Genomic DNA, 11,830 nt, shown 5'->3' on the forward strand with positions numbered 1-11,830 from the left:
GCCGCTGGCCACCGGCGGCTCGCCCCCCGCCGGGGGGGCGGGGGGTGCCGTTGCAGAGCCTCCTCCCGCTGACAGAAGGGCATGACAGACGATGGCACCGACGACCAGGACGGCCGGCGACGGCAACGGTCTGGTGGAGATGTCCTGGGACCCGATCACCCGGATCGTGGGCAGCCTGGGCATCCACACGAAGATCGACTTCAAGCAGAAGAAGGTCGCGGAGTGCTACAGCACCTCCTCGGTCTTCCGCGGCTACAGCGTCTTCATGCGCGGCAAGGACCCGCGCGACGCGCACTTCATCACCAGCCGGATCTGCGGCATCTGCGGCGACAACCACGCCACCTGTTCGGTCTACGCGCAGAACATGGCTTACGGGGTCAAGCCCCCGCACCTCGGCGAGTGGATCATCAACCTCGGCGAGGCCGCCGAGTACATGTTCGACCACAACATCTTCCAGGAGAACCTGGTCGGGGTCGACTACTGCGAGAAGATGGTCCGCGAGACCAACCCCGGCGTCCTGGAACTGGCCGAACGCACCGAGGCACCCCACGCCGGCGACCACGGGTACCGCACCATCGCCGACATCATGCGCTCACTGAACCCCATCGAGGGCGAGTTCTACCGCGAGGCGCTCCAGGTCAGCCGCTACACCCGGGAGATGTTCTGCCTGATGGAGGGCCGCCACGTGCACCCCTCCACCCTCTACCCCGGCGGCGTCGGCACGGTGGCCACCGTCCAGCTGTTCACCGACTACCTGACCCGGCTGATGCGCTACGTGGAGTTCATGAAGAAGGTCGTGCCGCTGCACGACGACCTCTTCGACTTCTTCTACGAGGCCCTGCCCGGCTACGAGGAGGTCGGCCGGCGCCGCGTCATGCTCGGCTGCTGGGGCAGCCTCAACGACCCGGACCACTGCGACTTCACCTACCGCAACATGACGGACTGGGGCCGGCGGATGTTCGTCACCCCGGGCATCGTGGTGGACGGCAAACTCGTCACCAACGACCTCACCGAGATCAACCTCGGCATCCGCATCCTGCTCGGCAGCTCCTACTACGAGGACTGGCAGGGCAAGGAGCTCTTCGTCACCCACGACCCGCTGGGTAACCCCGTCGACCCCCGCCACCCCTGGAACCAGCACACCATCCCCGCCCCGCAGAAACGCGACTTCGACGACAAGTACAGCTGGGTGATGTCCCCCCGCTGGTTCGACGGCAAGGACTACCTCGCCCTCGACACCGGCGGCGGTCCGATCGCCCGCCTGTGGTCCACCGCGCTGTCGGGACTGGTCGACATCGGCTACATCAAGGCCACCGGACACAGCGTGCAGATCAACCTGCCGCGCTCCATGACCAAGCCGGAGACCACCTTCGAGTGGAAGATCCCGCAGTGGAGCAACGCCATCGAACGCAACCGCGCCCGCACCTACTTCCAGGCCTACGCGGCCGCCGCGGCCCTGCACTTCGCCGAGAAGGCGCTCGACGAGGTCCGCGCCGGGCGCAGCCAGACCTGGGAGCGCTTCGAGGTGCCGGACGAGTCGATCGGCTGCGGATTCACCGAGGCCGTACGCGGCGTGCTGTCCCACCACATGGTGATCCGGGACGGCAAGATCGCCAACTACCACCCCTACCCGCCGACCCCGTGGAACGCCAGCGTCCGCGACAGCTTCGGCACCCCCGGCCCCTACGAGGACGCCGTCCAGAACACCCCGATCTTCGAGGAGAACCCCCCGGAGACCTTCAAGGGCATCGACATCATGCGCGCCGTGCGCAGCTTCGACCCCTGCCTGCCCTGCGGCGTCCACATGTACCTGGGCGACGGCAGGACGGTGCAGACCATGCACGTGCCCACCGGGCTGAGCGGACTCACCGCATGACCCCGGAACAGGCGGGGGCCCGCATCCAGGAGGCCCTGGACCGGCTGGCCGGCGCCGACGCCCAGGAGGCCGGTGAGCACCTCGTCCGCGAACTGATGGCCCTCTACGGCGACGCCCTGGCCCGCCTCGTCCAGGCCCTGCCGCCCGCCGTGCTGGCCCGGCTGCTGGACGAACCGTCGCTGGCCGGGCTGCTCGTCCTGCACGACCTGCACCCCGAGGACGTCACCGCCCGCATCACCCGAGCACTCGCCACCCTGCCCGAACCGGTCGACCTGGCCGCCTTCGACCCGGCCACCGGCACCGCCCGGCTGCGCCGCACCCGCAGCGGCTGCGGGTGCGGCGAACAGGACATCGAGAACGCCCTGGCCTGCCACGCGCCCGAGGTCACCGCGGTCGAACTCGAACGCCCCGCAGAACTGCTGCAGATCGGCGCTCGGCCCCCGGCAGGCCCGCGATGACCTTCCGCCAGCTCGACCGGCCTGGCACCGCGCTGCTGCGCCGGCTGCGGGAGCCCGCACCCCCGCAGCCGCAACGCTGCGAGTTCTGCGGCCGGCACCTGCCCGCCGAGCACCGCCACCTGGCGGACACCGACCAGCAGGCGCTCACCTGCGCCTGCACCGCCTGCGCCCTGCTGTTCCAGCAGCCCGGCGCGGCCGACGGCCGCTACCACGCCGTCCCCGACCGCTACCTGACCGACCCGGCCCACCCCCTCGGCGAGGACGCCTGGGCCGTCCTCGGCATCCCCGTCGCCACCGCGTTCCTGCTGCGCACCACACGTCTGCAGCGGTCCGTCCTGCTCTACCCAGGCCCGGGCGGCGCGACCGAGGCCGAACCCGACGAGGCCGCCTGGCAGGCCGCGTTCGGCGGCAGCCGCCTGTACGCCGCAATGCGGCCGGACGTGGAGGCGCTGCTGCTGCGGCGCGACACCGACGGCATCCAGTGCTACCTGGTGCCGGTCGACGTCTGCTACGAACTCGTCGGCCGACTGCGGCGCTGCTGGAAGGGCTTCGACGGCGGGGCCGAGGCCCGCGCCGAACAGACCGCCTTCTTCGAGCGCCTGGCGGCCCGGTCCCGCGTCCTCCCCGAAGGCGGCGCCCGGTGACCTCGATCTCCTTCGCCTGCACCGGAGTGCGGGCCGATCCCTACGCCGCCGGGCCCGCCCTGGTCTTCCGGCTGCGCATCACCGCCCCCGCCGAGGTGCGGGTGCACGCGCTGGCGCTGCGCTGCCAGCTGCGGATCGAACCGGCCCGGCGCCGCTACGGCGACGCCGAGGGCGGGCGGCTGACCGACCTGTTCGGCGAGCGCTCACGCTGGGCCGGCACCCTCCACCCGGTCCAGTTCGCCCAGGTCCCGCTGCTGGTCGGCGCGTTCACCGGCGAGACCGAGACCGACCTGGTGGTGCCCTGCACCTACGACATGGACGTCTCCGCCGCCCGCTACCTCGCCGCACTGGACGACGGGGACGTGCCGCTGCTGCTGCTCTTCTCGGGCACCGCCTTCGCCGGCCCCGGCGGCTTCCAGGTCACCCCGGTGGCCTGGGACCAGGAAGCCGCCGTGCGGATGCCGGTCAAGGTCTGGCGGGAGGCGATCGACGCGCACTTCCCGGGCTGCGGCTGGCTCCGGCTGCCCGCCGACCTGATGGCCGAACTGCTCGCCTACCGCTCCCGGCGCGCCCTGCCGTCCTGGGAGGCCACCGTGCGCGAACTGCTCGGCACGGCCCGGACCGCGAAGCCGTCCCAGGCCGTGAAGCCGATCCAGGCCGCAGAGACGACCCAGGCCGCGAAGCCACCCCAGGCCGTCACGGCGGCCCAGACCGCGAAGGGGGAGCGGTGACCGCGCCCGCCCACGAGAGCGAGAACAGGTTCGCCCACGCCCGGCAGATCGCCGACGCCGTCCTGTTCGAGGGCTACGTGCTCTACCCCTACCGGGCGTCAGCGGCCAAGAACCGGCTGCGCTGGCAGTTCGGCGTCCTGACCCCGCCGCGCTACGGCGCCGACAGCGGCGAGCACTCCCACCAGCGCACCGAATGCGTGATGGAAGCGCGCCAGGGCGACCAGCTGGCCGTCGAACTGCGCTTCCTGCGCCTCCAACGGCGGACGGTCCAAGAAGCAGGCAGACAGGGCGGATTCCGGACCGTCGAGGAGCTGGAGCTCGCCGACCGGGTGCTCGTCCCCTGGGACGAAGGGGTCGAGGAAAGGATCGAACTCCTCATCCCAGTCGAGGAATTGGCGGCCGGTGAAGCCGTCCGCAGCTTCGAAATCGACGCGTCCGAGGACGAGGAGCGGCTCGTCGAGGACGGCACGTTGGCCGGGCGGCTCCTGCGCCGCCGGGAACGGGTCCAGGGCCGCCTGCGGATCACCACCCAGGACGTACCCGGCCCCTACCGGGCGCAGCGGCTGACCGTCCTGGTGGAGAACACCTCCGACTGGGACCCGTTTCCCGGCACCCGCCGCGAGACCGCACTGGCACACGCCCTCGTCTCGGCCCACCTGCTGCTCGGCCTCGACCGCGGCTCCTTCCTCTCGGCGACCGACCCGCCCGAGTGGGCGGGCGAAGCGGTGCGCGCCTGCCGCAACGAGCACACCTGGCCCGTGCTGGCAGGCCCGCCCGGCAGCGGCAAGGTGCTGCTCTCCTCGCCGATCATCCTGGAGGACCACCCGCACATCGCCCCCGAGAGCCCCGGCGCGCTCTACGACGCCACCGAGATCGACGAGATCCTCGCGCTGCGCACCGCGGCCCTGACCGAGCGGGAGAAGCGCGAGGCCCGGGGCACCGACGACCGGGCCGGCGCGGTGATCGACCTCGCCGACTCGATGCCCCCCGAGATCCTGGAACGGCTGCACGGCGCCGTCCGGGGGCTGCGCGAACTCACCCACCCCGAAGCCGGGGCGGACCGGCCCTGGTGGGACCCGGGCAACGACCCGCAGACCGACCCCGGACGGGACCAGGTGATGATCGACGGCCGCCCGGTCGCCGCCGGCAGCCGAGTGCGGCTCCGGCCCGGTCGCCGCCGCACCGACGCCCAGGACCTGTTCCTGCACGGGCGCACCGCGCTGGTGGAGGCGGTGCTGCACGACGTCGACGGTTCGGTGCACCTGGCCGTCACCGTGGACGACGACCCGGGCGCCGACCTGTGGCGGGCGCAGGGCCGCTTCCGGTACTTCCAGCCGGACGAGGTCGCGTTGGTGGAAGAGCGGTGAGCGCCGACCGGACCGGGCAGGTCCTGGTCGCCGGGGTCGGCAACATCTTCCTCGGCGACGACGGCTTCGGGGTCGAGACCGTCCGGCGCCTCGCCGCCCGGGAGCTGCCCGCCGGCGTCGAGCTCCTCGACGTGGGCGTGCGCGGCGTCCACCTGGCCTACCAACTCCTCGACGGCTACCGGACGCTGGTGCTCGTCGACGCCACCGCGCGCGGCGGCGAGCCGGGGACGGTGTACCTGATCGAAGCGGACGCCGGACCGGTGGAGTCGATGGTCCTGGACGGCCACCGGATGGGCCCGGACGCCGTGCTGGCCCTGCTCGCCACCCTGGCCGCCGGAACGGGCGGCACCGCGCCCGGGCGGGTCCTGGTGGTCGGCTGCGAACCCGCCTCACTGGAGGAGGGAATCGGACTGAGTACCCCGGTGGCCGCCGCCGTCGACGAGGCGGTCGCCGTGATCCTGCGCGTCCTCACCACGGACGCACCCACCCACAGAGAGGCGGCACCATGCTGAAGAACCTCGCCGTCGCGGCCGCCGCGGCCGTCCTGGCCGCAGCCGCGGCGCTGATCTGGCAGAGCCTTCCCGACCTGAGGCGCTACCTGCGGATCCGGCGGATGTAGGAGCGGACGCGGTAGCGGAGCAGTACGCGCGGGGGCCACCACCGACGTGCTGCGAACAGGTAGTCACGGGTGCGGCGGCGGCGCGGCTTCGAGCCGTTCCCGCCGCCGCACCCTGTAATGGGGCCTGTTGCTCACGGGGCCTGTTGCTCACGGGGCCCGGACACCGGGCCCGCGCCCCCAAGGAGCCGGGCGCCTCCAGCGGCGGGAAACGAGACAGATGCACGAGATGTCGATCGCGACGGCCGTCGTCGACCAGGTGGACCGGGCTGCCCGCGCGCACGGGGAGAGCGCCGTGGCCAGAGTCCGCTTGCAGATCGGCGAACTGGCCGGAGTCGTCCCGTCGGCACTCGACTTCTGCTTCGAACTGGCCTGTGCCGGAACGCTGTTGGAAGGTGCGGTGCTGGAGACCGAGGCCGTCGCCGCACGGGCGAAGTGCACGCCCTGCGGGGTCGAGTGGAGCGTCGGCATGCCGCCCGACCTGGGCTGCCCGCGCTGCGCCGGTGCCAGGGTCGAACTGCTGGCCGGGCGTGAGCTGCAGATCCTCGGCGTCGAGTGGTCCGAGCCCCCGGCGGGCGCCCGGACCGATCAAGGAGGCTGAAACCGATGTGTCGCACCGTCGATCTCCGGCAGGCGGTTCTCGCCCGCAATGACGACGACGCCCGGCGGCTGCGGGCGGAACTGGCCGCCCGGGGCACCGTCGTGGTGAACCTGCTGTCCAGCCCGGGCAGCGGCAAGACGGCGCTCCTGGAGGCCGAACTCGGCCTCGCCCGGGAGCGCGAGGTGCCCGTCGCGGCCCTCACCGCCGACCTCGCCACCGAGAACGACGCGCGCCGGCTGGCCCGTTCGGGCGCGCCGGTGAAGCAGGTCCTCACCGACGGCCTGTGCCACCTGGAGACGGCGATGTTGCGCGGGCACCTGGCCGGCTGGTTGCCGCCGGACACCCGGCTGCTGTTCGTCGAGAACGTCGGCAACCTGGTCTGCCCCGCCTCCTACGATCTCGGCGAGTCGCTGCGGGTCGTCCTCGCCTCGGTCACCGAAGGGGAGGACAAGCCGCTCAAGTACCCGACCGCCTTCGGACTGGCCAACCTGGTGCTGGTCACCAAGGCAGACCTCGCCGTCGCGGCACAGTTCGACGAAGCGGCCTTCCTCGCGAGCGTCGCGCGGGTCAACCCGGGGGTGGAGGTGGTCTTCACCTCGGCCCGCACCGGGCAGGGTGCCGGGGCGCTGCTGGACCGGGCGCTCGCGGTGCTGGCCGGCGCGCAGGTCCACCGGCCGGTGATGGCCGGCGCGCACGACCACGACCACAGCCACGACCACAGCCACGACCACGACCACAGCCACGACCACGGCAGCAACCACAGCCACGGCAACGGCAACGACCACGCCCACGCGGGGGCCCACGACCACCCGCGCCCGGCCGTGGACCTGTCGTGACCACGGATCAGCAGCCGCCCCTGCTCCAGCGCCGCCGGGTCGCCGTGCGCGGACTCGTCCAAGGCGTCGGATTCCGACCGTTCGTCTTCACCCTCGCCACCGAACTCGGGCTGTCCGGCAGCGTCACCAACACCGGCGATGGCGTACTCGCCGAGATCGAGGGCACCGGCGAGGCGGTGACCGCGTTCTGCCGACGCATCGCCAGCGACGCGCCCCCGCTCGCCGACGTCGCCTCGGTGGACCACCAGCCGCTGGCCGTCACCGGCACACCGGGCTTCGTCATCACACCCTCCCGCGCCGACGGACCGCACCGCACCCAGATCCCCCCGGACACCGCCACCTGCGCCGACTGCCTCGCCGAACTGGCCGACCCCGCCGACCGCCGCTACCGGCACCCGTTCATCAGCTGCACCAACTGCGGGCCCCGGCACACCATCGTCACCGCCCTGCCGTACGACCGGGCCAACACCACGATGGCGGCCTTCGCGATGTGCCCCGACTGCGCCCGCGAGTACGCGGACCCGGCCGACCGGCGCTTCCACGCCCAGCCCGTCGCCTGCCACACCTGCGGCCCGACCCTCACCCTGTCCGTCCCCGGGCTCCCCGTGCTCGACGGCGAGCAGGCGCTCACCGAGGCCCGGCGCCTGATCACCTGCGGAGCGGTCCTGGCCGTCAAGGGCATCGGCGGCTACCACCTGGCCTGCGACGCCACCGACGCGGACACCGTCGCCCTGCTGCGCCGGCGCAAGCGGCGCGGTGACAAGCCCTTCGCCCTGATGGCCCGCGACCTCGAACAGCTCAGGGCACTGGCGGCATCCGGGGCGGTGGAGCTGGGGCCCGTCGAGGAGGAACTGCTCACCGGCCCGGTGCGGCCGATCGTGCTGCTGCGCCGGGGGGCACACCGGCTCGCGGAGCTGGAAGCAGCCGCTCCGCGCAGCCCCGACCTCGGCGTGCTGCTGCCGTACACCCCGCTGCACCACCTCCTGCTCGCCCCTCCCGGCCCCGGACTGCTGGTCATGACCAGCGCGAACCTGTCCGGCGAGCCCATCGTGACGGACGACCGGGAGGCCCTCGCCCGTCTCGCCCCGCTGGTCGACGGCTGGCTCACCCACGACCGCCCCATCCACGTGCCCTGCGAGGACTCCGTGGTGCGGGTGGTGGACGGGCAGCTGTTGCCGGTACGGCGCTCGCGCGGCTACGTGCCGCTCCCGGTGCCCCTGCCGGTGCCGGTGCGGCCCGCGCTGGCCGCGGGCGGCGACCTCAAGAACACCTTCGCGCTGGCCCGGGACGGCTACGCCTGGCTGTCCGGCCACCTCGGCGACATGGACGACCTCGCCACCCTGCGGGCGTTCGACCGCGCGGTGGACCACCTCGGGGCTGTCACCGGCGTGCAGCCCGAGGTGCTCGTCGTCGACCGCCACCCCGGCTACCGCTCCGCCCGGCACGTGCGCAGGTCGGCCCGGGGCCGTGAGGTACGGGACGTCCAGCACCATCACGCGCACATCGCCTCGGTGATGGCCGAGCACGGCCTCGACGGCAGCCGGCCCGTCATCGGGATCGCCTTCGACGGCACCGGTTACGGAGTGGACGGCGCGGTGTGGGGCGGAGAAGCGCTGCTGGCCGACTACCGGGGCTTTCGGCGTCTCGCCCGGCTCGACTACGTTCCGCTGCCGGGGGGCGATGCGGCCGTGGTGCGTCCGTACCGGATGGCGCTGGCCCATCTGCGGGCGGCGGGGCTCCCGTGGGCGGCTGGTCTGCCGCCGGTGCGATCCTGCCCTGAAGGCGAACTCCGACTGCTGTCACAGCAGTTGGATCGATCGGTGAACTGTGTACCGACCTCCAGCATGGGCCGGCTGTTCGATGCGGTGTCCTCGCTGGCCGGGGTCTGCCAGAAAGCCGGGTACGAGGCGCAGGCGGCGATCGAGCTGGAGGCGGCCGCCCTCGCGCACGGGCCGGTGCCCGGCCCGGGGGAGGGCTACGCATTCCAACTCGTCGACGAGGGCGGGATGATGACCGCCCGACCCGGGCCGGTGCTGGCTGCGGTGGTGGCGGACCTGGCAGCAGGGGCGCCGCCCGGGCTGATCGCCGCCCGGTTCCATGCGGCGGTGGCCGCGCTGGTGCGGGCGGTGTGCGCAGGGATCAGGCGGCGGCACGGCACCGGGACGGTCGCGCTGAGCGGCGGCGTCTTCGCCAACGCGCTGCTGTCCTCGGCATGCGCGCGGGGTCTGGCGGAGGACGGGTTCACCGTGCTGCGGCACCGCCGGGTGCCGCCCAACGACGCGGGGCTCGCGCTCGGCCAGTTGATGGTGGCGGCGCGGGCCGACGGCTGAGCGCCCCGCACGTACGGAGTTCGGCAGGTTCGGAGGAACCGGAGAGAGGAGGGAGACCGCAATGTGCCTGGCGGTACCCGGAAGAGTGTTGGAGATCGCGGAACGCGACGGGACCAGGATGGCGGTCGTCGACTTCGGCGGGGTCGTCAAGGACGTGTGCCTGGAATACCTGCCGGACCTGAAGGTGGGCGAGTACGCCATCGTCCACGTCGGGTTCGCCCTGCAGCGGCTGGACGAGGAATCGGCCCGCCGGACCTTGCAGCTGTTCGAGGAACTCGGCCTGCTCCAGGAGGAGTTCGGCGACCCCTGGGAGGCCGCGGCTGCCGCGGCTGCCGCGGCTACGGCGGCCTCGGCGAAGCAGGAGGAGGAACGGTGAGATACCTGGAGGAGTTCCAGAACCCCGAGCTGGCCGGCGGTCTGCTCGCCGACATCAGGGCGACGGTCACCCGGCCGTGGGCGCTGATGGAGGTGTGCGGCGGCCAGACGCACAGCATCATCCGCCACGGGATCGACCAACTGCTGCCGCCCGAGGTCGAGTTGATCCACGGCCCGGGCTGCCCGGTGTGCGTCACCCCGCTGGAGGTGATCGACAAGGCGCTGGAGATCGCGGCCCGGCCCGAGGTGATCTTCTGCTCCTTCGGCGACATGCTGCGCGTGCCCGGAACCGGCCGCGACCTCTTCCGGGTGCGCGGCGAGGGCGGCGACGTCCGGGTGGTGTACTCCCCGCTGGACGCGCTGCGGATCGCCGAGGAGAACCCGCACCGGGAGGTCGTCTTCTTCGGCATCGGCTTCGAGACGACCGCCCCACCCAACGCCATGGCCGTGCACCAGGCCAGGAAGCGGGGCATCGGCAACTTCAGCATGCTGGTCTCGCACGTACGGGTGCCACCCGCCATCGAGGCCATCATGAACTCGCCGCAGTGCCGGGTCCAGGGCTTCCTCGCCGCCGGACACGTGTGCAGCGTGATGGGCACCGACGAATACCCCGCGCTCGCCGAACGCCACCGGGTGCCGATCGTCGTCACCGGCTTCGAACCGTTGGACATCCTGGAGGGAATCCGGCGCACCGTACGGCAGTTGGAGCGCGGCGAGCACACCGTCGACAACGCCTACGCGCGGGCCGTGCGCCCGGAGGGCAACCCGGCGGCCCGGGCCATGCTGGAGGACGTCTTCGAAGTGACCGACCGGGCCTGGCGCGGCATCGGCGTCATCCCGGACAGCGGCTGGCGACTCTCCCCGCGCTACCGCGACCACGACGCCGAGCACCGTTTCGACGTCGCGCGGATCACCACCGTCGAACCCGCGCAGTGCCGCAGCGGGGAAGTCCTCCAGGGGCTGCTCAAGCCGCACCAGTGCGAGGCCTTCGGCACCGCCTGCACCCCGCGTACCCCGCTCGGCGCCACCATGGTCTCCAGTGAGGGCGCCTGCGCCGCCTACTACCTCTACCGGCGGCTCGACGCGCCGGGCATGGCCCGGGAGGCGAGCCCCGTTGGCTGAGACCCAGACCCAGACCCAGACCCAGACCCAGACCGGCGCCGGCGGCGCCCCGGACCTCCTCGGATGGAGCTGTCCACTGCCGCTGCGCGACCACCCCCGGGTGGTGATGGGGCACGGCGGAGGCGGGGTGCTGTCAGCCGAACTGGTGGCGAACCTGTTCGCCCCGGCCTTCGGCGGGCCGGTGCTCGCCGGGCTCGCGGACTCGGCGGTCGTCGAGCTCGGCGGTGCCAGACTCGCCTTCTCCACCGATTCCTACGTCGTGCGGCCGCTCTTCTTCCCCGGCGGCAGCATCGGTGACCTCGCGGTCAACGGCACCGTCAACGACCTGGCCATGAGCGGGGCCCAGCCGGCCTATCTGTCCTGCGGCTTCATCCTGGAGGAGGGCGTGGAGACGGCCGTGGTCGCGCACGTCGCCCAGGCGCTGGGCGCCGCCGCCCGGGCCGCCGGGGTGGAGGTGGTCACCGGCGACACCAAGGTCGTCGAGGCCGGGCACGGCGACGGCGTGTACCTGAACACCGCCGGCATCGGGCTCGTCCCCGCCGGAGTCGACATCCGGCCGCAGCGTGCCGCCCCCGGCGACGTGGTGATCGTCAGCGGTGAGATCGGCCTGCACGGCGTGGCCATCATGAGCGTGCGCGAGGGTCTGGAATTCGGCGTCGAGATCGAGAGCGACTGCGCCGCTCTCAGCTCACTGGTGGCCGCGATGCTGGCCGTCACACCCGACCTGCACGTCCTGCGCGACCCCACCCGGGGCGGCCTCGCGGGGGGGGGGGGGGGGGCGGGCCCCGGGCCCCCGGGGGGGGGGGGGGGGTTTCCGGGGCGCCCGCCCCCCGCGCCCCCCGGGGGCGCCACCCCGGGGGCGCCCGCGGGGGGA

At 72.9% G+C, this 11,830-nt stretch carries 13 protein-coding genes; all 13 read left to right on the plus strand.

Annotation, left to right across the window (positions count from 1 at the left end):
* The first annotated feature begins 91 nt into the window (after positions 1–91).
* Positions 92–1,876 (plus strand): nickel-dependent hydrogenase large subunit, encoded by a 1,785-nt coding sequence (locus ACFV6I_RS31445; protein ID WP_063350764.1) that lies wholly within the window; start codon positions 92–94, stop codon positions 1,874–1,876.
* Positions 1,873–2,334 carry a thioredoxin gene (locus tag ACFV6I_RS31450; RefSeq protein WP_380428937.1) on the plus strand — a complete coding sequence of 154 codons (462 nt, stop codon included), beginning with the start codon at positions 1,873–1,875 and terminating at the stop codon, positions 2,332–2,334. Before ACFV6I_RS31445 ends, ACFV6I_RS31450 begins: the two co-directional genes overlap by 4 nt.
* Entirely contained in the window at positions 2,331–2,978 is a 648-nt protein-coding gene (locus ACFV6I_RS31455; RefSeq protein ID WP_380428940.1) for a DUF5947 family protein, read from the plus strand. Before ACFV6I_RS31450 ends, ACFV6I_RS31455 begins: the two co-directional genes overlap by 4 nt.
* Complete coding sequence (locus ACFV6I_RS31460) at positions 2,975–3,709, plus strand: DUF6084 family protein (RefSeq protein ID WP_380428942.1); 735 nt, start codon at positions 2,975–2,977, stop codon at positions 3,707–3,709. The genes ACFV6I_RS31455 and ACFV6I_RS31460 overlap by 4 nt, the downstream gene beginning before the upstream one ends.
* Complete coding sequence (locus ACFV6I_RS31465) at positions 3,706–5,076, plus strand: hypothetical protein (RefSeq protein WP_380428945.1); 1,371 nt, start codon at positions 3,706–3,708, stop codon at positions 5,074–5,076. The genes ACFV6I_RS31460 and ACFV6I_RS31465 overlap by 4 nt, the downstream gene beginning before the upstream one ends.
* Positions 5,073–5,588 (plus strand): hydrogenase maturation protease, encoded by a 516-nt coding sequence (locus ACFV6I_RS31470; protein WP_380428947.1) that lies wholly within the window; start codon positions 5,073–5,075, stop codon positions 5,586–5,588. The genes ACFV6I_RS31465 and ACFV6I_RS31470 overlap by 4 nt, the downstream gene beginning before the upstream one ends.
* Positions 5,582–5,695 (plus strand): DUF6893 family small protein, encoded by a 114-nt coding sequence (locus tag ACFV6I_RS31475; protein ID WP_380345916.1) that lies wholly within the window; start codon positions 5,582–5,584, stop codon positions 5,693–5,695. Before ACFV6I_RS31470 ends, ACFV6I_RS31475 begins: the two co-directional genes overlap by 7 nt.
* 217 nt (positions 5,696–5,912) lie before the next feature.
* Positions 5,913–6,293 (plus strand): hydrogenase maturation nickel metallochaperone HypA, encoded by a 381-nt coding sequence (gene hypA / locus ACFV6I_RS31480; RefSeq protein WP_063350769.1) that lies wholly within the window; start codon positions 5,913–5,915, stop codon positions 6,291–6,293.
* Positions 6,294–6,298: 5 nt separating this feature from the next.
* On the plus strand, positions 6,299–7,129 hold the full coding sequence (gene hypB / locus ACFV6I_RS31485) for a hydrogenase nickel incorporation protein HypB (protein WP_380428949.1): 831 nt from the start codon (positions 6,299–6,301) through the stop codon (positions 7,127–7,129).
* Complete coding sequence (gene hypF / locus ACFV6I_RS31490; protein ID WP_380428952.1) at positions 7,126–9,459, plus strand: carbamoyltransferase HypF; 2,334 nt, start codon at positions 7,126–7,128, stop codon at positions 9,457–9,459. Before hypB ends, hypF begins: the two co-directional genes overlap by 4 nt.
* A gap of 61 nt (positions 9,460–9,520) precedes the next feature.
* On the plus strand, positions 9,521–9,835 hold the full coding sequence (locus ACFV6I_RS31495; protein WP_380428955.1) for a HypC/HybG/HupF family hydrogenase formation chaperone: 315 nt from the start codon (positions 9,521–9,523) through the stop codon (positions 9,833–9,835).
* Complete coding sequence (gene hypD / locus ACFV6I_RS31500) at positions 9,832–10,956, plus strand: hydrogenase formation protein HypD (protein WP_380428958.1); 1,125 nt, start codon at positions 9,832–9,834, stop codon at positions 10,954–10,956. The genes ACFV6I_RS31495 and hypD overlap by 4 nt, the downstream gene beginning before the upstream one ends.
* Positions 10,949–11,830, plus strand: an 882-nt coding sequence (gene hypE, locus ACFV6I_RS31505) for a hydrogenase expression/formation protein HypE (protein ID WP_380428960.1), incomplete at its 3' end; no start/stop codon positions are given. The genes hypD and hypE, both read left to right, overlap by 8 nt.

Source organism: Kitasatospora sp. NPDC059803 (assembly GCF_042732255.1).
GTDB lineage: Bacteria > Actinomycetota > Actinomycetes > Streptomycetales > Streptomycetaceae > Kitasatospora.

Excerpts from the sequence above, each read along its gene's own strand:
- ACFV6I_RS31445 (WP_063350764.1), top strand. The coding sequence starts at position 92 with ATGGCACCGACGACCAGGACGGCCGGCGACGGCAACGGTCTGGTGGAG.
- ACFV6I_RS31450 (WP_380428937.1), top strand. The coding sequence starts at position 1,873 with ATGACCCCGGAACAGGCGGGGGCCCGCATCCAGGAGGCCCTGGACCGG.
- ACFV6I_RS31455 (WP_380428940.1), top strand. The coding sequence starts at position 2,331 with ATGACCTTCCGCCAGCTCGACCGGCCTGGCACCGCGCTGCTGCGCCGG.
- ACFV6I_RS31475 (WP_380345916.1), top strand. The coding sequence starts at position 5,582 with ATGCTGAAGAACCTCGCCGTCGCGGCCGCCGCGGCCGTCCTGGCCGCA.
- hypA (WP_063350769.1), top strand. The coding sequence starts at position 5,913 with ATGCACGAGATGTCGATCGCGACGGCCGTCGTCGACCAGGTGGACCGG.
- hypB (WP_380428949.1), top strand. The coding sequence starts at position 6,299 with ATGTGTCGCACCGTCGATCTCCGGCAGGCGGTTCTCGCCCGCAATGAC.
- ACFV6I_RS31495 (WP_380428955.1), top strand. The coding sequence starts at position 9,521 with ATGTGCCTGGCGGTACCCGGAAGAGTGTTGGAGATCGCGGAACGCGAC.